22 protein-coding genes are annotated in these 23,802 nt (G+C 30.1%); 15 read left to right on the top strand and 7 right to left on the bottom strand.

The window, feature by feature from the left end; genetic code table 11:
• Positions 1–39: 39 nt before the first annotated feature.
• From CLV86_RS01220 to CLV86_RS01210, 3 genes are all read right to left on the bottom strand, one after another.
• Positions 40–1,272 carry a class I SAM-dependent rRNA methyltransferase gene (locus CLV86_RS01220; RefSeq protein ID WP_121048679.1) on the bottom strand — a complete coding sequence of 411 codons (1,233 nt, stop codon included), beginning with the start codon at positions 1,270–1,272 and terminating at the stop codon, positions 40–42.
• Between the two features lie 3 nt (positions 1,273–1,275).
• Positions 1,276–2,397, bottom strand: coding sequence for a DEAD/DEAH box helicase (locus tag CLV86_RS01215; RefSeq protein ID WP_121048676.1), 1,122 nt, complete (start codon positions 2,395–2,397; stop codon positions 1,276–1,278).
• A gap of 114 nt (positions 2,398–2,511) precedes the next feature.
• Positions 2,512–4,065, bottom strand: a complete 1,554-nt coding sequence (locus CLV86_RS01210) for a DEAD/DEAH box helicase (protein ID WP_121048672.1) — start codon at positions 4,063–4,065, stop codon at positions 2,512–2,514.
• Between the two features lie 101 nt (positions 4,066–4,166).
• Here CLV86_RS01210 and CLV86_RS01205 point away from each other — a divergent pair, with 101 nt between their 5' ends.
• The 8 genes from CLV86_RS01205 (at position 4,167) to CLV86_RS01170 (ending at position 14,430) form a co-directional block, all read left to right on the top strand.
• Positions 4,167–4,982, top strand: a complete 816-nt coding sequence (locus tag CLV86_RS01205) for a DUF1853 family protein (RefSeq protein WP_121048669.1) — start codon at positions 4,167–4,169, stop codon at positions 4,980–4,982.
• 94 nt (positions 4,983–5,076) lie between these two features.
• Positions 5,077–7,374: a type IA DNA topoisomerase gene (locus CLV86_RS01200; protein ID WP_121048666.1), complete on the top strand. Its 2,298-nt coding sequence runs from the start codon at positions 5,077–5,079 to the stop codon at positions 7,372–7,374.
• Positions 7,375–7,950, top strand: coding sequence for a pseudouridine synthase (locus CLV86_RS01195; protein ID WP_121048663.1), 576 nt, complete (start codon positions 7,375–7,377; stop codon positions 7,948–7,950).
• A gap of 70 nt (positions 7,951–8,020) precedes the next feature.
• A complete protein-coding gene (locus CLV86_RS01190; RefSeq protein ID WP_121048660.1) occupies positions 8,021–9,268 on the top strand; it encodes a mechanosensitive ion channel family protein in 1,248 nt (415 codons plus the stop codon).
• 85 nt (positions 9,269–9,353) lie between these two features.
• On the top strand, positions 9,354–10,031 hold the full coding sequence (locus tag CLV86_RS01185) for a TetR/AcrR family transcriptional regulator (RefSeq protein WP_121048657.1): 678 nt from the start codon (positions 9,354–9,356) through the stop codon (positions 10,029–10,031).
• Entirely contained in the window at positions 10,031–11,695 is a 1,665-nt protein-coding gene (locus CLV86_RS01180; protein ID WP_121048654.1) for a peptidase domain-containing ABC transporter, read from the top strand. Before CLV86_RS01185 ends, CLV86_RS01180 begins: the two co-directional genes overlap by 1 nt.
• Before the next feature lies 1 nt (position 11,696).
• Positions 11,697–13,043 carry an HlyD family secretion protein gene (locus CLV86_RS01175; protein ID WP_121048651.1) on the top strand — a complete coding sequence of 449 codons (1,347 nt, stop codon included), beginning with the start codon at positions 11,697–11,699 and terminating at the stop codon, positions 13,041–13,043.
• A gap of 1 nt (position 13,044) precedes the next feature.
• On the top strand, positions 13,045–14,430 hold the full coding sequence (locus CLV86_RS01170) for a TolC family protein (RefSeq protein WP_121048648.1): 1,386 nt from the start codon (positions 13,045–13,047) through the stop codon (positions 14,428–14,430).
• A 60-nt stretch (positions 14,431–14,490) separates the two neighbouring features.
• Here CLV86_RS01170 and CLV86_RS01165 read toward each other — a convergent pair whose 3' ends face one another.
• Together CLV86_RS01165 and CLV86_RS01160 are read right to left on the bottom strand one after the other, a co-directional pair.
• Positions 14,491–14,943, bottom strand: a complete 453-nt coding sequence (locus CLV86_RS01165) for a cold-shock protein (RefSeq protein ID WP_076733231.1) — start codon at positions 14,941–14,943, stop codon at positions 14,491–14,493.
• Positions 14,944–15,041: 98 nt separating this feature from the next.
• Positions 15,042–15,734: a hypothetical protein gene (locus CLV86_RS01160; RefSeq protein WP_076733232.1), complete on the bottom strand. Its 693-nt coding sequence runs from the start codon at positions 15,732–15,734 to the stop codon at positions 15,042–15,044.
• 426 nt (positions 15,735–16,160) lie between these two features.
• Between CLV86_RS01160 and CLV86_RS14395 the strand changes: the two genes are divergently transcribed.
• Positions 16,161–16,295: a hypothetical protein gene (locus CLV86_RS14395; protein ID WP_262495103.1), complete on the top strand. Its 135-nt coding sequence runs from the start codon at positions 16,161–16,163 to the stop codon at positions 16,293–16,295.
• A gap of 60 nt (positions 16,296–16,355) precedes the next feature.
• On the opposite strand, the gene CLV86_RS01155 is transcribed toward CLV86_RS14395, so the two are convergent.
• A complete protein-coding gene (locus CLV86_RS01155) occupies positions 16,356–18,344 on the bottom strand; it encodes an alpha-ketoacid dehydrogenase subunit alpha/beta (RefSeq protein WP_170148500.1) in 1,989 nt (662 codons plus the stop codon).
• 146 nt (positions 18,345–18,490) lie between these two features.
• Here CLV86_RS01155 and CLV86_RS01150 point away from each other — a divergent pair, with 146 nt between their 5' ends.
• From CLV86_RS01150 to CLV86_RS01125, 6 genes are all read left to right on the top strand, one after another.
• Positions 18,491–19,438 (top strand): isopenicillin N synthase family dioxygenase, encoded by a 948-nt coding sequence (locus tag CLV86_RS01150; protein WP_076733235.1) that lies wholly within the window; start codon positions 18,491–18,493, stop codon positions 19,436–19,438.
• Positions 19,439–19,514: 76 nt separating this feature from the next.
• Positions 19,515–19,841: a translation initiation factor gene (locus tag CLV86_RS01145; protein WP_076733236.1), complete on the top strand. Its 327-nt coding sequence runs from the start codon at positions 19,515–19,517 to the stop codon at positions 19,839–19,841.
• A 3-nt stretch (positions 19,842–19,844) separates the two neighbouring features.
• A complete protein-coding gene (locus CLV86_RS01140; protein ID WP_121048643.1) occupies positions 19,845–20,774 on the top strand; it encodes a DUF1835 domain-containing protein in 930 nt (309 codons plus the stop codon).
• Entirely contained in the window at positions 20,775–21,644 is an 870-nt protein-coding gene (locus CLV86_RS01135; RefSeq protein ID WP_121048640.1) for a nucleoside phosphorylase, read from the top strand. It begins immediately after the preceding gene.
• Positions 21,645–21,648: 4 nt separating this feature from the next.
• A complete protein-coding gene (locus CLV86_RS01130; RefSeq protein WP_121048637.1) occupies positions 21,649–22,503 on the top strand; it encodes a substrate-binding domain-containing protein in 855 nt (284 codons plus the stop codon).
• Position 22,504: 1 nt separating this feature from the next.
• Complete coding sequence (locus CLV86_RS01125; protein WP_121048634.1) at positions 22,505–23,011, top strand: hypothetical protein; 507 nt, start codon at positions 22,505–22,507, stop codon at positions 23,009–23,011.
• On the opposite strand, the gene CLV86_RS01120 is transcribed toward CLV86_RS01125, so the two are convergent.
• Positions 22,998–23,663 carry a uracil-DNA glycosylase gene (locus tag CLV86_RS01120; RefSeq protein WP_121048631.1) on the bottom strand — a complete coding sequence of 222 codons (666 nt, stop codon included), beginning with the start codon at positions 23,661–23,663 and terminating at the stop codon, positions 22,998–23,000. The genes CLV86_RS01125 and CLV86_RS01120 overlap by 14 nt on opposite strands.
• Between the last annotated feature and the right edge of the window lie 139 nt (positions 23,664–23,802).

Raw genomic sequence — 23,802 nt, 5'->3', positions numbered from 1 at the left:
TAAAAAAGCTACTTTAAAAAGTAGCTTTTTTATTTTTAATTAGCAATCTAACTTGTAATAACCACATTTTAGATAAGCACCTTCGGGAAAACCAATAGGATGATCTATATCATGAGTAGTTTTTAATATGCATTTTGAAGTTCTACTACTTTCTCTTAATACTTGCATATTTATATCGAAAAATGTTTGAGACAATACACGAGAAGAACATGATGCCAAAACTAGTAAGCCTTTTTTAGCAGTAAGTTGAATGCCTAATTGTGCTAATTGTGCATATTTTTTCTTTGCTAATTCTATTTCACTTTGCTGTTTAGCAAAACTTGGTGGATCTATTACTACAACATCAAAAGTTTGCTTGTTTTTAATTAGCTTTTTTAAAGCTACAAAAGCATCGTCTGCTATAGTTTTATGTATACCTGTATAATTATTTAATTTCCCGTTTTGGTAAGCAATTTCTAAGGCTTGCTTACTTATATCTAAACTAGTAACTTCCTTAGCGCCATTAGCTAACGCATGTACCGAAAAACCTCCTGCATAACTAAATACATCTAGTACTGTTTTTCCTTTACTCCACTCACCTACTTGTTTTCTATTGGCACGATGATCTAAAAAGTAGCCAGTTTTATGACCTTTTATAACATTAGCAGAAAAATTAACGTCATGCTCAACAAACTCAACAACTTCATCCTCTAAAACACCATAAACCACTTCACCATTTTTAAGGTTATGTAGTGTTGATTGTTCTAAGCTTCGGCTTAATCTAATTACAATAGTTTTTGCATTACTAACGTTTTGCAAGCTTTCTAAAATGCCTTCTAAATACGGAATCCATATTTCAGAATATATTTTAACTACTAAAACATGTGTATAAACATCTGCTATTAATCCAGGAAAACCATCGTTTTCACCAAATAATAATCTATAACTATTGGTATTTGTTTGAAGAAGTTTAGAACGTTTTGAAAAAGCTTCTTCAATTTTAGATTTAAAAAAAGCATTATCTATTGTTGCTGCTGTGTTACCGCTATGCAACATTTTAATACGTATTGGTGAGTTAGCATCATACAAACCTAAACCAATAACTTTGTTTTTATTTTTACTAAAAATTATGGCTAAATCGCCACTATTGGCATCGGTATTAATTTTAATAATATTATCACTAAAAACCCAAGGATGCCCTTGTAAAACAAATTGTTCTCCTTTAGAGTTTAACTTGATTGCTAAACGCTTAGGACTGTAACTTGAAGTAATACTTTTAGTAAACTGCAACATGAATTAAAGCGTCATTTCTTTAATTTTAATACCTAAAGCTTTTTCAATTTCTGCAACTCTTTTTAATTCTGTTGGCAACACTAATGCTATAGATTCTCCTTTTTTTCCTGCTCTTGCTGTTCTTCCGCTTCGGTGTGTATAATACTCTAAATGTTCTGGAAGTTGGTGATGAATTATAAATGCTAAATTATTAACATCGATTCCTCGCGCAGATACATCTGTAGAAATTAAAATTTGCAGGTTAGTGTTTTTAAACGCACGCATAACTTTGTCGCGTTCTTTCTGCGTCATATCACCTTCTAAAGCATCTACATTAAATCCTTCTTTTTGTAATTGTTGTTTTAAAGCCTGAGTACCTGCTTTTGTTCTACAAAAAATTATTCCGCGCTCATCTGCTCTATCGTCTAACAAACGCATAATACTATGCGCTTTATCTACTATTGCTGTTTGCACAAAGTGGTGAGAAATATTAGCATTAACAATGTTATTTCTATTAATTTCTACACGAGCTGCATCTTTAGAGATGTAGCGTGATACTATATTTTTTAAATCGGCTGGCATTGTCGCAGAAAAAAACCAAGTATTTCTTGCGCTTTTTGTTGTAGCGTCTAAAATGATATTTAAATCCTTTTTAAAACCCATACTTAACATCTCATCAGCTTCATCTAAGATTAAAGTATTAATGTGTTTTAAATCTATTATATTTTTGTCTAATAAATCTACTAAGCGTCCTGGAGTTGCAACAATAATGTGTGTAGGACGTTTTAAGTTACTAATTTGTATATCTATTTTTTCGCCTCCATAAACACCTTCAACAAAAATCTTTTTATCGTTGTATTTAGTAAACTTAAATAGCTGTTTTTTAATTTGCTGTACTAATTCTCGTGTTGGCGCAATTATTAAACCTTGCACAGCTTTTTTATTCGCATCTACTTTGTGTAAAACAGGTAAACCATAGGCTGCAGTTTTTCCAGTACCGGTTTGCGCTAAACCAATAAAATCTATTTTAGAATTTAATAAAACAGGAATCGCTTGCGCTTGAATTTCTGTTGGTGTTTTAATACCTAACTCTTTAAGCGATTTTATATAATTATTGTGTATTCCTAAGTCTTTAAAAGTCATAATTATGTGTTGTTAAATTGGTTTAAAAATATTTTACACTAATTAACTATCTCTATTTCTTGTTATTAGGTTTAGAGTTAGTAATTGTGACTGCGACTAAATACTATAATTTAAAAATTAATCTTCTGGTGGATAACCGTGAATTTCTTCAAATAAATCATCAAAATTAGCACGTAAATATGCGTTTAATTTCTTTTTGTAATCATCTTTTAGCCATTCTACAAAGTTAAAAGTACTTTTACTAATACATTTTGTGTAGCGCTGTATACGGTAATCTATATCATCTTTAAGCATTTTCGCCAAACCTAAAGCATCCCATAAATCTTCACTATTTTCAACACACATTTTTGCATGATGCGCTATAGAACGCTCTAAAATTACTTTAGAAGAATCGCCTTCTCTTACAGATCTAATGTACATGGCTTTAACATCAAAATACACATCTTCAGACTTAGCAAATTCTGCTCTAAGTGCTTCTGGCATTTCGTATCTAAAGTTTTCTTCTAAATCTTCGTCACTTAAAATACCATCTAAATAGAAGTTAGGCGATCTAAATATTTTGTGCCAATCTAAGTCACTTCCCCAAGGTCCAAAACGATGAAGGTTGTTTCCTAAATCTATAACTGTAAACTTGTTTTTATTCTTTAAAATACGCGATCCACGACCAATCATTTGGTAGTAAAGCGTTAATGATTTTGTGGCTCTGTTTAAAATAATACAATCTACCGTTGGTTCATCAAATCCAGTAGTTAAAATACTTACAGATGTTAATATAGCATCTGGTGTCTCTTTAAACCATTTTAAAATGGCTTTACGCTCTTTTTTTGTATTATTATTATCTAAATGCGCAACCGGATATCCAGCTCGCCTAAAGGTGTCATAAACATGTAAAGAGGTATTAATACCATTATTAAATATTAATGTTTTTTTACCTTTACAACGCTCTTCGTAAGCTTGAATAAGCTTAGTAAGCATGTCTGTATTGGTATATAAATCTTCAGATGATTTTACAGTATAATCACCATTTGCACCAACAATTAAAGAGGTTAAACCAACATTGTAAGAATATACTTCCGCACGTGCTAAAAATTCGTTATCTATTAGAGATTGAATAGTTTCTCCAACAATTAACTCGTTATAATTATCCTTCATAGGAAGGTTAATATTACTACTTAAAGGTGTAGCAGTAACTCCTAAAATAAATGATTTTTCAAAAAACTTAAACAGTTTTGTAAATGAGTTGTAGTGTGCCTCATCAATAATAACTAAACCAATATCACTAATATCTAGTTTATCATCATTTAAACGATTATTAAGTGTTTCTACCATGGCAACAAAACAGTTGTAGTCTCTTTGATCACTCAAATCTGCTTTAGAGTCTACAATTTTGTTTGTTACACCAAACTCTGTTAGCATACTCGATGTTTGCTTACAAAGTTCAATTCTATGTGTCATTACTAACACTTGTTTTTTATGATGTTTTAGGTACTGCCTAACAATCTCAGAGAAAATAACCGTCTTTCCACCTCCGGTTGGAAGTTGATATAATAAATGATAATCCTCTGGAGCATCCTCAAAACACTTAAAAATTTTATCAATAGCACCTTTTTGATAGCTATATAAACTCTTGCCTTCTTGTCTTTCTTCTATATCTAAAGTTGTACTTTTCATTAATCTTTTTTCAAATTTGAGATGTGCAAAAATACAACGAATTAAAGGCTTTTGACGAATATTTTTAAAAAAATTTAAAATGTTTACATTAGTAGTCGCTTATGAAAGACTTTTTTACTAGTTTACAAGCCCAATTTAGTGGGTTTTACAATACACCTCACTTATTTTTAAATCCCGTAAATGGTATGCAACCATTGTGTCCTGTTAAACAAAAAACACCTGTTTTTAGTGGCAATGGTTTAGAGCGTATTAGATTAGGACAACGTGTAGAACGTTTTGTATCTACAGAGCTACTTTTAGATAAAAATATTTCTATTTTAAGTGAAAATCCTCAAATTCAAACTCAAAATAATCGAACTATAGGAGAGTTAGACTGTTTGTTTTTAAATAAAAAACAGCCTATTCATTTAGAAATTCAATTTAAATTCTATTTGTATGATGAATCGCTTGGTGATACAGAAATTAATTGTTGTATTGGACCAATGCGGCGAGATAGTTTGGTTGAAAAATTAAACAAACTAAAACAAAAGCAATTACCACTACTCTATGCGCCAGAAACCAAACCTTTACTAGAAAAACTAAGCTTTAATAAAGCTGAAGATTTTAAACAACAAATATATTTTAAAGCACAAATTTTTATTCCTTTTGAAAAAGAAATAAAACTAAAAATCTTAAATCCAGAATGTATTTATGGGTTTTACTTTAAATACACAGAGTTATCGCAATTTAAAGATTGTAAATTCTATATTCCTAAAAAAACCGATTGGTTAGTTGATGTTACACCTAATGTAGCCTGGAAAACCTATAACAATATACTGCCTGAACTAACACTATTTAAAACCGAAAAATATTCGCCAATGTTATGGCTAAAAAATAAAAATGGTGAAATAAACAAGTGTTTTGTAGTCGCTTGGTAATCGTCTTATAAAAACCGTTAATAACTCTCTAAAAATAAGCTTTAGCAATACAGTGTAAAGTCTTATTTTGCGTCTCCAAATTTTATTAAGTTAAATGAAAGTCTGTATCGCCGAAAAACCATCTGTGGCAAGAGAAATTGCTGCTGTTCTTGGAGCCAACACAAAACGTGATGGCTACTACGAAGGCAATGGCTATGCGGTAACTTATACTTTTGGTCACCTTTGTACACTTAAAGAACCTAGCGATTACAAACCGTATTGGAAAAGTTGGGATTTAAACAATTTACCAATGCTTCCAGAGCGGTTTGAAACTAAAGTTTCTAAAGATTCTGGAATAAAAAAACAGTTTAATATTGTAAAAGGTTTATTTGAAAAAGCAGATGTTGTAATAAACTGTGGTGATGCCGGTCAAGAAGGAGAATTAATACAACGTTGGGTTTTAAACCAAACCAATTATAAAGGTAAAGTTGAAAGACTTTGGATTTCATCACTTACTACCGAAGCTATAAAAGAAGGTTTTAACAATTTAAAACCAGCTAGCGATTACGATAATTTATACTATGCTGGCTTCTCTCGTGCTATTGGCGATTGGTTGCTAGGCATGAACGCTACCAGACTTTATACTGTAAAGCATGGTGGTTATAAACAAGTATTATCTGTTGGTCGCGTACAAACACCAACATTAGCAATGCTTGTAAATAGGTTTAAAGAAATTGAAAACTTTAAACCACAACCGTATTGGGAGCTACAAACATTATATCGCGATACTCTATTTAGTTACGAAGAAGGTCGTTTTTTAAAAGTTGAAGACGGCGAAAAACTAGCTAACATTGTAAAAGAACACGATTTTGAAATTGTATCTATCGCAAAAAAAGCAGGTAATGAATATGCACCAAAACTATTCGATTTAACAGGTTTACAAGTGTATTGTAATACTAAATTTGGTTTTAGTGCAGACGAAACTTTAAAAATCGTACAAAAACTATACGAGCAAAAAGTAGTAACCTATCCAAGAGTAGATACAACATTTCTACCTAACGATGTGTACCCAAAAGTACCAGCGATATTAAAAAATCTAACTAAATACGCTACTTTAACACAACCTCTTCAAGGAAAAAAACTTAAAAAAACCAAAAAGGTTTTTGATGATAGTAAGGTAACAGATCACCATGCCATAATCCCAACGGGACAAGAAATGAACCTGCAGTATAACCAACAGCAAGTTTACGATATAATTGTACGTCGTTTTATAGCCGTGTTTTATCCAGAATGTAAAGTATCAAACACTACTGTTATTGGTAAAGCCGAAAAAGTAAAGTTTAAAACTACAGGAAAAGAGATTTTAGAAAAAGGTTGGAGACTTGTTTTTGAAACGTCAGGAAAACCTACAAAGGAAACAGGAATGTTACCTACGTTCGAAAAAGGTGAAAAAGGACCACATGAACCATCATTTTTAGAAAAACAAACCAAACCACCAAATCAATATACAGAAGCTTCACTCCTACGTGCTATGGAAACCGCAGGAAAACAAGTAGATAATGATGAGCTTCGTGAAATAATGAAAGAAAATGGCATTGGTAGACCATCTACACGTGCCAATATTATTGAAACTCTTTTTAGAAGAAAATACATAAAGCGAAATAAAAAGCAAGTATTACCAACAGTTACAGGTATTCAATTAATAGATACCATTCAAAATGAGTTACTAAAATCTGCAGAACTCACAGGAAAATGGGAGAAACAGTTAAAAGATATTGAAAAAGGCGAATTTAGTGCTGCTAGTTTTATAAAACAAATGAAGCAAATGGTAGATCGTTTAGTTTACGAAGTAAGAAGCGAAACTAGAAAAGCCAATATATCATCTGTAAACAACAAACCTGCTGGTGCTAAAAAGAAAAAAGCATCAAAAAAAGCTGCTGGTATAACTTCGCAAAAATGCCCGAAATGTAAACAAGGTTCTATTTTAAAAGGTAAAACAGCATACGGTTGTTCAGAATACAATAAAACTTGCGATTTTGTGATGCCGTTTAAGTTTGAAAGCAAAACAATTTCTGAAAAGCAATTTATACGTCTATTAGAAAAAGGCTCAACTGTAAATTTAAAAGGCTTTAAAATTGATGGTACTTCCGCAGAAGGACTTGTGAGATTTGATGATGATTTTAAACTAAAATTTGAACCTAAAAAAGGGAAAATTCAACCTAAAAATATTTCCGAAGAAAATACGTGTCCAAAATGTAAAAAAGGCACCATTATAAAAGGTAAAACAGCTTACGGTTGTAGCAATTATAAAAGTGGATGTGATTTTAGATTTAGCTACGATTTAATACGTGAAAAAGCAAAAGGACAACAATTAACCAAAGCACTAGTTTTTAAAATATTAAACGAAAACTAATTGCATAAACACTATAAAATATATAAGCCTTACGGTATGCTTTCGCAATTTGGGAGTAACTCAACCCAACAAAAACGCAAGCGTTTTTTAGGCGAATTAGGAAGTTTTCCAAATGGTACAATGCCTATTGGTCGTTTAGACGAAAAAAGTGAAGGTTTGTTGTTATTAACTACAGACGGTAAATTAAGCGATTATATTAATTCTAGTGGTATTGAAAAAGAATACTATGCCTTAGTAGATGGCGATATTACAAACCAAGAAATTATTAGGTTAAAAAATGGTGTAGAAATTGGTTTTGATGGTAAAAAGTACCAAACCAAACCATGTAAAGTATTTAAGTTAAACAATGCTCCTATTTTACCAGAACGCGTAAAAAAAATACGCGATGCCAGGCATGGTCCTGTTTCGTGGATTTCTATAACTTTAACCGAAGGTAAATTTAGACAAGTAAGAAAAATGACCAGTGCTGTTAATTGTCCAACACTTCGTTTAGTACGTGTTAGAGTTGGAAATATACAACTTGGGAATTTGGAATCTGGCGCTGTAAAACCAATAGATATCCCTAGTTTACTTTAACTATTTTTTATAGGTTAATTTAGCTAAGACAAATTAAATCTCTTTAATTTTGCTAAAAATTTAATATACTATGCAAGAGCAAATTGCCTGTTTTTTTTATGATTACTATGAGGTTTTTGGTTTTAATGAAACCGCAGCCAAATATCTTAATATGTTTACATTATTAATAATAGCCTTATGTGTTATTTATTTTGTAGATAAAATTATCACAAAAACATTACGCGTAGCCTCTGTTCGTATTGCAGAGCATACAAAATCTCCTTTTGACGATTTATTATTAGCCAATAAAGTTCCAAGAAATGTAGCACATATTTTTCCGTTAATATTAGCTTTAAACTTGCTACCTATAATTTTTGCAGATTTTGGCTATATAGAATCACCTGTTAGAAAACTACTTCAGGTTACATTTATAGTTCTAGTATTATGGATTGTTAGAAGTGTTTTACATACCATTGAAGATTTTTTAAAAACCTTACCTAGTTTAAGAGACAAACCAATAGACAGTTACATACAAGTATTCATGATTTTTGCTTGGATAGTTGGTGCTTTTGCGGCTATTGCTGTGTTTACAAACCTCTCTATTATAAAATTTATAACAGGATTTGGTGCCGCTTCAGCTATTATTTTACTTATTTTTAAAGATACTATTCTTGGTTTTGTTGCGAGTATTCAAGTATCAATTAATGACATGGTGCGTATTGGAGATTGGATTACTTTCGAAAAATATGGTGCCGATGGTGACGTTACAGAAATTAATTTAGCAACTGTAAAGGTTCAAAATTTTGATAACACGATAACTACAATTCCTACTTATGCTATGATTTCAGACTCGTTTAAAAACTGGCGAGGCATGACAAACTCTGATGGTCGTAGAATAAAAAGACATTTAATGATTAAGCAAGACTCTATTAAATATCTTACAACAGAAGATATAGAGCGTTTAAAAAACGTACAGCTTATTTCTAGTTATTTATCTGGAATGCAAGAAAAAATAGATAAATATAATACTGAAAATAATATAGATAAAACACTTTTACTAAACGGAAGAAACCTTACTAACATTGGTGTTTTTAGAAAATATATTCAAACATATTTAGAAAACCACTCTGCCATTAACAAAGAAATGTTACTAATGGCAAGACAGCTACAACCCACAACACAAGGTGTTCCATTAGAAATTTATGCTTTTAGTAAAGATAAGCGATGGGAAAATTACGAATATGTAATGTCAGACTTATTTGATCACTTTCTAGCAGCTGTTCCTTTTTTCGAATTAGAAATTTTTGAATTACCAAGTTCTAAGTCTTTTCAAGCCTAATTTTTTTTAAAAAAAGTTAATTAATAGTTAATTCGATTTCAAAAATGATAGTATTACTATTATATTTGCAATTAAATTTATTATTATGAAATATTTACTATCAAATATTAGAATAAGTATTAAAGAAAATATTTATTTAAAAGATCCCGAATCATCTTCGTTGGGAAAACGTATTGTAGAAAACAGTATTTTATTAATAGACGAAATAGGCTTTGATTTATTCACATTTAAAAAATTAGGTACTAAAATTGGCTCTAACGAAAGCTCGATTTATAGATATTTTGAAAATAAGCATATGCTACTATTGTACTTAACGACATGGTATTGGACTTGGCTAGAATATCAATTAGTATTTTCTACAAACAGTTTAGAAGATAAAGAATTAAAACTAAAAAAAGCAGTAGAAGTACTTACACAAACAACAACAATAGATAGTGCTTTTAGCCATATAGATAAAGTTGTTTTAAAACGAATAGTTATTAGTGAATTTTCAAAATCTTACTTAACAAAAGAAGTTGATGCAGAAAATAAAGAAGGATATTTTTCGGTTTATAAGCGATTAGTAAATAGGTTAAAAGATTTTATTATAGATGTAAACACAACTTACAAATACCCAAAAGCACTTGCAAGTACAATAATTGAAGGCGCAATGCATCAACATTACTTAAAAGATCATTTTAAATCTATTACAGAATGTAGTAAAGACCTAGCTCCTACTATATTTTTTAATGATTTGGTTTTTAAAATTTTAAAACAAAACTAATGGCAAAAACAATATTAACAACTACGCAAAGGTTAATAAATCTTTTAAAACTTGATAAAAAAGACATTAAACAAATATTTTTCTATGCCATATTTGCTGGAATAGTAAGTCTATCGTTACCATTAGGAATTCAAGCTATAATTAATCTTTTACAAAGTGCGCAAATAAGCACATCTTGGATGGTGTTAGTTGGTTTGGTAACATTGGGCGTTGTTTTTGTTGGCGTTTTGCAGCTCATGCAAATTAGAATTATAGAAAATGTACAGCAAAAAATCTTTACACGCTCATCTTTTGAATTTGCATATCGTTTTCCAAAAATGACAATGAAAGGTTTAAATGGTTCTTATCCGCCAGAATTAGCAAATAGGTTTTTCGATACTTTAACTGTACAAAAAGGACTTTCAAAAATTTTAATAGAATTTCCTGCTGCATTGTTGCAAATAATTTTTGGATTAATACTACTATCCTTTTATCATCCATTCTTTATTATTTATGGCTTTTTACTATTACTGTTAGTTTATATTGTATTTAAATTTACTGCACAAAAAGGCTTAGAAACAAGTTTAGAAGAATCTAACAGTAAATATAAAGTTGCACACTGGTTACAAGAAATTGCAAGATCTATTTTAAGTTTTAAACTTTCTGGTAAAACAAGTTTAGCAATGCATAAAAACGATAGGCTTGTAACTAATTATCTTGAAGAAAGAGAAAAACATTTTAATGTTTTAATTCTTCAGTTTATGCAATTAATAGGTTTTAAAGTATTAGTAACTGCTGGTTTATTAATTATTGGAGGCCTTTTAGTTTTAAACCAAAGAATGAACATTGGGCAATTTGTTGCTGCCGAAATTATTATACTTCTTGTAATAGCATCGGTAGAAAAACTAATTCTTGGTTTAGAAACTATTTACGATGTTTTAACTTCTATTGAAAAACTTGGAAAAATAGTAGACAAACCTTTAGAATCTCAAGAAGGAGAATTATTAACAGTTAATAATGAATTTTATTTAGAATTAGATGATATATCGTATGCCGTACCAAACCGTGACGATAAAATACTAAGCAATATAACGCTACAAATACAACCTAAGCAAACCTTACTAATAACAGGACAAAATGGATCTGGTAAATCAACACTTTTAAAACTAATAGCAGGATTAATTACACCAACAAGTGGTAAAATTTATATAAATAATAAATCGCTATTAGGAATAAATATTAATTCTTACAAATCTTTTATTGGCCAAACACTTGCTCAAGAAATGCCTTTTGAAGGCACTTTGCTAGAAAATATAACTTTTGGAGATAAGAATATAACCTTAGATCAAGTTAACGATGTTATTAAAAATTTAGGGCTTAAAGATTATGTAAAAAGCTTGCCATTAGGACTAAAAACAATGCTTTATCCAGAAGGAAAAGGAATGTCTTTTACCATTTCTAAAAAAATCATGTTAGCTAGAAGTATTGTTAAAAGTCCTAAACTTTTATTGTTAAAAGAACCATTAGAGCAATTTGAAACCAAAGAAGCTCAAAAAATAATTGAATACCTAACCTTACCATCTCACGATTGGACACTAGTAGTGGTAAGTCATAACAAAAATTGGCTATCTAAAGCTAATAACATTATAGAGTTAAATAAAGGTAGAATAATTAATAAGAAATAATATGCTAAACATATCTACAAATAAATTAAACGAAAAAGTAGACATTTCTAAGTATATGTCTTATAAAAAAGCTTTTAATAAAAAGCATTTTAAACAGTTTAACAGACTTCTTATTTCATTTGCTATAATTTGTATAATAGTATTGCTTTTACCATGGACACAAAGTATTTCGGCTAGTGGAGCTGTAACAACACTTACGCCAGATCAAAGACCACAAAGCATACAATCGCCTATTCCTGGACGTATAGAAAAATGGTTTGTACGCGAAGGTGATTTTGTAAAAAAAGGAGATACAATTCTTTTTATTTCTGAAGTAAAAGATGATTATTTTAACCCAAATTTGGTCAAAATTACAGGCGATCAAATAAACTCTAAAGCAGCTTCTGTAGAAAGTTACGGTTTAAAAGTTAAAGCGTTAAACAATCAAATTTCAGCACTATCTAAAGAACGTGTTTTAAAAATTAAACAAGCCGAAAACAAACTATTGCAATCTAAACTTAAAATGAAAAGCGATAGTATAGATTTTGAAGCAGCAAAAACAAATATTGAAATAGCAAGAAAACAACTTAATCGTGCAGAGATTTTAGAAAAAGAAGGACTAAAATCTTTAACCGATGTTGAACAAAAACGCTTAAAACTTCAAGAAACAGAAGCAAAATTAATATCTCAAGAAAATAAATTTCTAGCTTCAAAAAACGAAATTTTAAATGCTCAAGTAGAAATTACGCGTTTAAAAGCTTCATATATAGATAAAATATCTAAAGCACAAAGCGATAAATTTACTGCAGAATCTAACCAATACGATGCCAAAGTACAAGTTTCAAAATTAGAAAATAACCGTACTAATTATGAAATAAGAAATGCTATGTATTATATAAAAGCACCATTAGACGGCTATATAAACAAAGCTATAAAAACAGGAATTGGTGAAAGTTTTAAAGAAGGCGAACGCATTGTTGGTATTATGCCAGCAAATTACGATCTGGCTGTAGAAACCTATATAGATCCTATAGATTTACCTTTAGTGCATATTGGCGAAACATTTAGAGTACAGTTTGATGGTTGGCCAGCAATAGTATTTAGTGGTTGGCCTAATGTATCGTACGGTACGTACGGCGCAAAAGTAATTGCAATAGAAAATTTTATAAGTAGTAACGGTAAATTTAGAATTCTTTTAGCTCCAGATAAAAACGATTATAAATGGCCAACTGCAATTAGAGTTGGATCTGGCGTTAAAGCTATTGGCTTATTAGAAGACGTACCTATTTGGTTTGAAGTTTGGAGACAATTAAACGGATTCCCACCTAATTATTACCAACCAAAAAACAGTGACAACAAAACAAAATAGTATGAAAAAACACCTATTGTTATTTTGCATTTTACTGTATGCTAATGCGTTTTCACAAAGCATAAATGACTTAGAATTAAGCTTTGAAGAATATATAAGCTACGTAAAACAATTTCACCCAATTGTTAAACAAGCAAATTTAAAACTAGAAGAAGGAGAATATAATTTATTAAAAGCACGTGGTAGTTTTGATCCAAAAATTGAAGCAAATTACGACCGTAAAGATTTTAAAAATAAAGATTATTATAATTTATTTAATGCAACATTTAAAGTGCCAACTTGGTATGGTGTAGAATTAAAAGCAAATTTTGAAAATAATGATGGTCAATATTTAAATCCACAAAACAATGTACCAGATGATGGTTTATTTTCTGCAGGAATATCTGCTTCTTTAGGACAAGGATTAATTATTAATGAAAGAATGGCTACTTTAAAAAAGGCCAAATATTTTATAGAGCAAAATAAAGCAGAAAGAACCTTAACTGTAAATAAAGTTTTATACGATGCATCAATAGCTTATTTTGAATGGCTTCAAGCTTACAACGAGCAAAAAATGTACAGTCGTTTTCTAGAAAACGCTAAAACGCGCTATAATGGAGTACGAAAAAGCGTTTTAGCAGGAGATAAACCAGGAATAGATAGTTTAGAAGCCAATATTAATATTAATAACAGAAAATTATCTTTAGAGCAGTCTAGCATTAAATTTTTAAAAAAAACTTTAAAAGTGTCTAATTTTTTATGGTTAGATTCTGGCGTACCTATAGAGATTAATAGTAGCGTAACACCTGCTCAATTATCAGAAAACACAGTAAACCAAGTTTTAAATTTAAATCAAGACATTGAATTTGAAATAGATAATCATCCAAAATTAAATGCTTTAAACAATAAAATTAAAAGTTTAGATGTAGATGCTAAGCTAAAAGCTAATAAGTTATTACCTAAGGTTGATGTGCAATATAATTTTATTACCGAAAATCCAGACATAAGCAATAGCTACAGCCTAAACAATTATAAACTAGGGTTAAATGTCTCGTTTCCATTGTTTTTAAGAAAAGAACGCGGAAACTTAAAATTAACAAAGCTAAAAATTGACGCTTCAAAATTTGAACGTTTAAATACCGGCATAGCAATTACTAATAAGGTTGAAGCTTTAAAAAAGGAGCTTGATTCTTATATTACACAAATAGAATTAATAGACGCTGTAGTTAAAGATTATAATACACTACTTAATGCTGAAGAAAGAAAATTTAGCTTTGGAGAAAGCTCTGTGTTTTTAATTAACTACCGAGAGTCCAGTTTAATTGATGCAGAATTAAAAGCTTTAAAACTAAAAAATATGTTTTATAAAACTAAAGTAAAGCTTTTTGAAGCATTAGGAAATATTTAAAAAAAAAGCCTTGATTAAAAATCAAGGCTAACGTGTGTTCAATCACAGTTAATAGCAATATTATACTTTTTTAACACGAACGGCGTTTAAACCTTTCATGCCTTTTTCTAGTTCAAATTGTACTTTGTCGTTTTCTGTAATTTCATCAATTAAACCACTAACGTGACAAAAGTATTTTTCTTGGTCTTCGGTATCTATAATAAAACCAAAACCTTTAGACGAGTCGTAAAATGAAACTTTTCCTTTTCTAATTGGATCTACTTCTGGCAAATCTTCTTTTTTAGGCACACCTAAAATAATATTATCTGCTTTTACTTTAATTTTATCTTCTGGATCTGGCGGCGTATCTACTAAATTACCGTTAAAATCTACGTAAGCAAACTGTATTCCGTCTGTACCATTTTCTTCCTTAGCGGCCTTTCTAGCCTCCATTTTCTTACGTTTGTCTTCTCTTTTCTTTAAGCGCTTTTTTTCTTTTTCTAATTTGTTAAATGTCTGTTGCGACTTTGCCATTCTTTTTTTGTGTAAGTATTAATAATTGACTGAATTGTCAATTAATTTTGTAAAAATACGATTTTCTATTGATTTATTAAAGGAAATAATAAAGTTTACTATTCTTCGTCCTTTGCCTTAACCACTGTTATAGTTGCTTTTACTCCTGTAGCCAAATTCCATTGGTTAGTAATAAATGCTTTACCAGAGTCGTCTAAGACTTGAAATTCTGCTGTGTTTGGACCACTTGTTCCTTGATTTAAAGCTTCGAACTCTATAATATTGTCTCCAGGTTCTAATGTTAAAAAGAAACCTTTACTATGGTTTTGAAGCAATACTCTAGATTGAGCTATATTTCCATTAACATAAACACGTATTATATCTCCATCTTCTGCTTGATGATCTCTATATATAATATTAACGCGTTTGGCTTTAGTACTATATTCTCCTAAATATTGAGTTACCTCACTCCCATTATGTTTTCTCTCTTCGTCTGGTCTTAATTTTAAAGCATTTTTTAATTGCTTTTGGTATAACTCGGCAGGATTTCTAAACTTATTCTCTTTAATCATAGAAAACTCCTTGCGCTCTGCAACTGGTAACTTTTCTTTTTTTGGTAAAACTATTTCGTTTTCTTCTTCTTTATCAGGCTCTGCACTGTTTTTTTCTTCAGGCATGATAATAAGTTCGTTATCTGCTTTTGGGTCCTCAACTTCTTGAGCGGGAATAATTATAGATTTATTTTCACTATCTATTTGTGCATTTAAACAAAATGCTAAAAGTGTAAAAACAAAAAATAAATTATACTTCATTATTAATAAAAAATTGTATTTGTCAAAAATAAACCAAAAACCGTACCGAAATATTAAAATTTTATTAATTCTAATATTTTATCATTCAACTTTATAAAATGCTATTATAGAAATAATATAAAAGCACTTTAAAATAGAAAAAATCTTTACAAAAATGTTAAAATATGTTAAATATGTACTTTGTAATACATAGTACTGTAACAAATTTATTTTTACGTCGTCTTTATAATATAACAAATAATTTATCAATCATTTTTAAAACCAATCATTATGAGAACTTTAAACAACAATCAATTATCAGGAACTTTAGAAGGAACAAAAAGTAACACTTGGAATTCTAGAAGACGTTATAGATAACAAAAAAAAAATCATCAATCAATACTGGAATACATTATTGCAGTAAACCAATCAACAAAAACCTAAATTATGAAAGCTATTATTAACAACTTAAGAAGAACAAATTGCATTACTGAAAACAATTTACATGTTAGTAGAGAAATCTTAAAATTCAGCAATACAACAAACGGATTATGGAATGGTGCAAAACGCTATGCATATTAATAATAACTTGATTAATTGATAAAAAACCAGTGAATTAGGGTTCACTGGTTTTTTTATTTTTTAATAAGCAAGTAACGCTAATAGTTCATCTTCAAACTTATCTCGCGCTAAATATTGATCTTCTAATTGATTTATAAAAGGTATTGGTGTTTCTAAACTAGCTACACGTTTAACAGGAGCATCTAAACTTTCAAAACAATTTTCCATTATTAAGGCTGAAATATCACTAGCAATACCTCCAAAAAGTGAATCTTCTTGTAAAATAATTACACGACCTGTTTTTTTAGTTGATGCATAAATAGTTTCTGTATCTAATGGTTGTAAGGACCTTAAATCAATAACATCGGCAGAAATATCTTGATGATTTTCTAATGTGTTTAATGCCCAATGTACTGCTTGCCCATATGCAATTATAGTAATATCGGTACCTTGTTTTAGTGTTGCTGCTTTACCAAAAGGTATTGTAAAGTAATCTGTTGGAACTTCTTGTCGAATGCTTCTATATAGTGCTTTATGCTCAAAAAACAACACTGGATTGGGATCGTTAATTGCTGTCGCTAATAAGCCTTTAGCATCTTTTGGAAATGCTGGATAAACCACTTTTAAACCTGGTGTTTTTGTAAACCAAGCTTCGTTTGTTTGACTATGAAAAGGTCCTGCCGCTACTCCTGCTCCACATGGCATTCTAAGTACAACATCTGCATTTTGATTCCAACGATAATGCGACTTCGCTAAATAATTTACAACTGGATTGAAACCTGAGGTTACAAAATCGCTAAACTGTAATTCTACAATACTTTTAATTCCTGCTATACTTAATCCCATAGCAGTCTCTATTATTGCAGACTCACAAATAGGCGTGTTACGTACTCTATCTTTACCAAAAGCTTCAACAAAACCATCTGTAATTTTAAAAACACCTCCATATTCTGCAATATCTTGACCCATAATTACTAAGTCGTCATGCTTTTCCATAGACTGCTTTAAACCTTCATGGATAGCGTCTATTAAACGCAGTTCGTTTGTGTTTGAAGATTCTTCAATGTTTTGATAATCAAAATCTTTATAGACATCATATAATTCATTACTTTCAGTAGAAACAATTATTTCTTCTGCATTAGTTTTATCTAAATGCGTGTCTATTTCTGCTTTAATTTCAGCTTTAAAAATAGCATCTTCTTTTTCTGTTAAAATACCTTCTGTTAATAAATGTAATCTATAATTTTCTATTGGATCTTTTTGTGCCCACTGGTCCATTAAATCTTGCGGTACATATTTGGTACCACTAGCCTCTTCATGACCACGCATTCTAAATGTTTTAAACTCTATTAAAACTGGACGTGGTTTTTTTCTAATACTTTCTGTAATCTCAGAGATTTTAGTGTAAACTTCTAAAATATTATTACCGTCTATAATGTGAGACTCCATGCCATAGCCTAAAGCTCTATCTGCTAAATTTTCGCAATTATATTGCTCTTTAGTAGGTGTCGATAATCCGTATCCATTATTTTCAATACAAAAAAGTACAGGTAATTGCCATACAGACGCAACATTTAAAGCCTCGTGTATATCACCTTCACTAGTTCCGCCTTCACCAGTAAAAACTGCTGTAACTTGATTTTTGTTTTTTAATTTACTTGCTAAAGCAATACCATCTGCAACGCCAAATTGTGGTCCCAAATGAGAAATCATACCAATAATATTAAACTCTTGAGTTCCAAAATGGAACGAACGGTCTCTACCTTTTGTAAAACCATTTGCTTTACCTTGCCATTGGCTAAACAAACGGTAAAGAGGAATTTCTCGCGTTGTAAAAACACCTAAATTTCTATGCATAGGTAAAATATATTCTTCTGCTTGCATAGCCATTGTAACTCCTACCGAAATAGCCTCTTGACCAATACCAGAAAACCATTTACTTATTTTACCTTGACGTAGCAAAATAAGCATCTTCTCCTCTATTAAACGAGGCTTAAGCATAGTTTTATAAAGCGCTATTTTAGTTGTTGTAGAAAGTTTGGTTTTTTTATATTTTATGTTAGATTTCATTAGTATATTAAATATGGTAAATAAGGTTTATCAAATATAACATTATTGACTATAAATTGATAAATGAAGCTAATTATTATTGATTATTAAATATGCAATCTTTTCTTTACATTTGTATATAGACGATTTAAAAATTATTGTAATAGATGACAAGTATACCAAGTGTTAATTTAGAAGATTTTCTTTCTGATGACCCAAAGAGAAAACAAAAATTTATAGATGAAATAGGAAAAGCTTATCAAGAAATTGGTTTTGTTGCTTTAAAAGGACACTTTTTAGATGACAAACTAGTAGATAGTTTATACTCTGAAATTAAAAACTTTTTCTCTCTTCCAGTTGAAGAAAAACGTAAATACGAAATTCCCGGTATAGGTGGCCAACGTGGTTACGTTTCTTTTGGAAAAGAAAGTGCAAAAGGCAAAAAAGAAGGTGATTTAAAAGAGTTTTGGCACTTTGGTCAATACGTAGAAGATGACCCAGAACGTGCTAAAGAATATCCAGAAAATGTAGAAGTAAAAGAAGTACCAGCATTTAATAAAGTAGGAAAAGAAGCCTACCAAATGTTAGAAAAAACAGCAAAATATGTTTTACGTGCTTTAGCTTTACATTTAGATTTAGAAGAAACATATTTTGATAACTATATTCATAATGGTAATTCTATTTTAAGACCAATACATTATCCACCAATTACCGAAGAACCTAAAGCTGCGGAACGTGCTGCCGCTCATGGAGACATTAATTTAATTACATTGTTAATGGGTGCTCAAGGTCGTGGATTACAAGTACAAAATCATGATGGCGAATGGATTGATGCTATTGCAGAGCCAGACGAGTTAATGATTAATGTTGGAGACATGTTATCTCGCCACACAAACAACAAATTAAAATCTACAATACATAGAGTAATTAATCCACCAAGAGAACTTTGGGGAACTAGCCGCTACTCTATTCCTTTTTTCATGCATCCAATTAGCGAAATGAAATTAGATGTTTTAGATAGTTGTGTAGACGAAAATAATCCTAAGCAATATGAAGATATTACTGCAGGAGAATTTTTAAACCAACGTCTTATTGAATTAGGACTTAAAAAATAAACAGTAGTCAGTCATCAGTTAGAAGTAGATAGTTTTAAACTGATGACTGTTTTATTGAATACTTCACACTTAAAAAATGGATTTAAAAGACCAATTAAAAAATCTTTTTCCCGATCACGAAGAAAAAGACATTGAACCTACAACAGAAGATCAAGGTCTTTGGTTGCAGGATGATCCTATTATTTGTAAATACGAAAAACGAAAAGGAAAACCTATTACCATATTAGAAGGTTATACCGGTGCCACAGAAGATTTTAAAGCTTTAGCTAAAGAGTTAAAACAAAAATTAAGTGTTGGTGGAAGTTTTAAAGACGACAAAATTATAATTCAAGGAGATTATAGAGATAAGATAATGACAATGTTAAAAGAAAAAGGTTTTAATGTGAAACGTGTTGGAGGATAAATAATGAGCAATACAACTCTACATATAACTAATGGCAATGCTTTAACAACTTACTTAGAAAAGCTTAATTTTGAAGGAGATATACTTACATGGCACGAAATGTTATGCGAAGGTCCAACACAAAAAGAAATTAATACAAATAGTTTTTTTAAAGCTAGGAAAGCATTTTTAGAAAGTACTTATGATGCCGAGTATGATATAGATAAAATAAAATCGGAATTAAATAAACTAAACAATGTTTCTAATTATACGGAAATAGTATTATGGTTTGAGTACGATTTGTTTTGCCACATTAACATGATAGCCGCAATAAGTTTAATAAAACAAAAAGAAATAAAATTACCTTTATATTTAGTGTGTAGTGGTCGTGTTGAAGGAGAAAAAGGCCTAAAAGGAATTGCTCAATTATCAGAAAAACAATTATTACAACATTATAAAGACAAGATAAAGCTAAATGTAGATGATATTGCAACAGCCCAGAAAGCTTGGCGAATTTATAGTGAAAAAGACCATACATTATTTAAAGAGTTAATTATTAGGCCCTCTAACTTTAAATATTTAAGCAATTGCTTAAAAGCACATTTAAGACGTTTTCCAGATACAAGAAGCGGACTCAATACTTTAGAATACAACACATTAAAGCTAATTAAAGAACATAGTATAAAATCTAGACATCACCTTTTAGGTTATTGCTTGCATTACCAAGGCTATTATGGTTTTGGAGACCTTCAATTAAAACGTATGATAGATGAATTAGATTTATTTTACAATGAAACCGAAGACACTTTAACATTAAATAGGAATGGACACCTTGCCTTAGAGCATCAAAAAAACTTTTTAAAAATGTTAAATGTTAATTTTGAGTTTGGTGGTACAAACAAATCAGAATATCAATACTATAAAAAAGAGAGCAAACTAATTGCTAGTATTTAAATGACAATTAAAGAATCAGAATTAATATTAAATCCAGATGGTAGTGTTTATCACTTAAATCTTAGGCCAGAACATATATCTAACACTATCATAACTGTTGGCGATCCAGACCGTGTGTCTAGCGTTACAAAACATTTTGATAATATAGAATTCGAAACTAAAAAAAGAGAGTTTCATACACAAACAGGTACATATAAAGGCAAACGTATTACAGTAATTTCAACAGGAATTGGTACAGATAATATAGATATTGTTTTTAACGAATTAGATGCTTTAGTAAATATAGACTTAGAGACTAGACAAATTAAAAAAAATCTTACCGCTCTAAATATTGTTAGAATTGGTACTTCTGGTTCTATACAAAAAGACATTGCCATAGATTCTTTTTTAATAAGTGAATTAGCTGCTGGTTTTGATAGTTTATTGCATTTTTACGATAGTGAGGCATTTCAAAATAAAGACATTTCAAACGCATTAATAAAACATACCAATTGGTACGAAGCAAAATCTAATCCATACGTTGTTAATTGCAATAAAGAGCTACTAAACAAGTTAAGTTCTAGTAAAACCGTAAAAGGATTTACTGCTACAAATGTTGGCTTTTATGGACCACAAGGTAGAATTTTAAGGTTAGCGCTTCAGGATAACGAATTAAACAATAAATTAGCAAGCTTTAATTATAACGGTAAAGCCATTACAAATTTAGAAATGGAAACCGCTGGAATTTATGGCATATCAAATCTTTTAGGACACAAAGCATTATCTATGAATGCAATTATAGCTAATCGAGCCACAGGAGAATTTAGTGAAAACCCAACAAAAACAGTTGACGATTTAATTGTTTATACATTAAACAAACTAGTAGAATAAGTAGATGAAAACAATAAACATAGGAGGTGTTCCAGAGCATTTTAATTTAGCCTGGTATTTAGGTTTAAAAAATGCTGAGTATAAAGAAGCAAATATAAACCTACGTTGGAAAGACTATTTTGGTGGCACAGGTGCTATGTGTAAAGGACTTCGCGATGGAGACATAGATATGGCTGTTATTTTAACCGAAGGTATTATTAAAGATATTATCGCAGGAAATGGTTGTAAAATTGTTCAAGTTTTTGTTGAAACGCCTCTTATTTGGGGAATTCATGTAGACGCAAAATCTAATTATAAAACTATTGAAGATTTAAAAGGAACAAAAGCAGCAATTAGTCGCTATGGTTCTGGATCTCATTTAATGGCTTACGTAAACGCACAAAATAACGGTTGGAATTTAGAAAAAGATTTAAACTTTGAAGTTATTAAAAATCTTGATGGAGCTGTAGAAGGCTTAACAAAAGGAACAGCCGACTATTTTATGTGGGAAAAGTTCATGACAAAACCTATAGTAGATAAAGGCGTTTTTAGACGTATTGGTAATTTACCAACACCGTGGCCTTGCTTTGTTATTGCTGTTCGTGAAGATTTTTTAACAGAGAATAAAGCAGATATTAAAACCATTTTAGAGATTGTAAACAATACAACTTCAGAGTTTAAAGATATTCCAAGTATAGACAGAATGATTGCAAATCGTTACGAGCAAGAATTAGAAGATGTGCAAGAATGGTTAAGTTTAACCGAGTGGTCGCAAGAAAACATTAGTAAAGAAACAATAGCAAAAGTCCAAGACGAGTTGTTTGCTTTAAATATTATTCCTGAAAAATGGAAATATGAAGATTTAGTCGGAAATTTATAATGTGAAGACAGTTAACTTTCTATTATACTTTTTCTTATTACTAACTTATGCTTGTAACGATTCTGCAAAAGCTAATGCTCTTTTTATAGATTGCTTAAACTCTAATAATATTCATTCTGAAGAACATTTAAAAAATGCAATTTATAGTTACGAGTTATATTTATTATCTATAGGAGAAATAAAAGATAATTCTGGAGAGAGTTACTTAAAACTATTAAGAAGTTTAGCAGATAATAAAACTACAAACATTAAAGAACCTTTTTCAAAAAACATAAGTCCTTTTAGTATAGATTTTAAAGGTTGTGGCAAGCATTTAAGTGCTGGTGATAATAAAATGAAACAGGTCAAAAAACTTGTTTCGTCTTTATCAAACAAAAAATCAAATATTCATTCTATTAGCGATAAACTATACTATATTTTAAATAAAGATGATTTTGAAATAGTATTTTTTAAACTAGTAACTTTTACACTTATAGATTATAATGTTTTAAAAATCACCAATTTATAGCTTTAAAACCGTTAGCTTTTAAAAGATTATTAGTCTCACTAAAATGCTTATTACCAAACCAATAACCTCTATTTGCGCTTAATGGAGAAGGATGACCTGAACTTAAAATAAAATGTTTTTTGGAGTTAATAAGCTTAGCTTTTTTCTTAGCAAAACCTCCCCAAAGCAGAAATATTACATTTTCTTTATTATCACTAATAGTTTGTATTACAGCATCTGTAAACGTTTCCCAACCTTGTTTTTGGTGACTTCCAGCTTCGTGAGCGCGAACCGTTAAAGTCGCATTTAGTAAAAAAACACCTTGCTCTGCCCAACGTTCTAAATTTCCACTTTTAGGATATGGAATATTTAAATCGTTTTCAATTTCTTTAAATATATTAATTAATGAAGGTGGATGTTTTACACCGTCATTAACACTAAAACATAGACCATTAGCTTGGTTAAAATTATGATATGGATCTTGACCAATAATAACAACTTTTAAATCGTTGAAAGCACATTTTTCAAAAGCATTAAAAATTAATGGTCCAGGCGGGAAACATTGCTCGTTTTTATATTCAGATTTTACAAATTGAATTAAAGACTCAAAATACGGTTTATTAAATTCATTTTTTAAATATGGCTTCCAGCTATCGTGAATATCTATTGTCATTCTTTTTTAAAAATTGAAAATAAAAATAATACTATATTTAGTATTGTTAAAGAAATTTCACGATTTTGTCCTTTAAAATAAAATTGAAAAACGTAACTCAAATAAATATTCTAAAATAAATTCCTGCTTATGCAGTAAT

Source organism: Lacinutrix venerupis (assembly GCF_003663945.1).
Taxonomy (GTDB): Bacteria; Bacteroidota; Bacteroidia; order Flavobacteriales; family Flavobacteriaceae; genus Lacinutrix; species Lacinutrix venerupis.
This window is presented reverse-complemented; position numbering and strand designations above follow the sequence as displayed.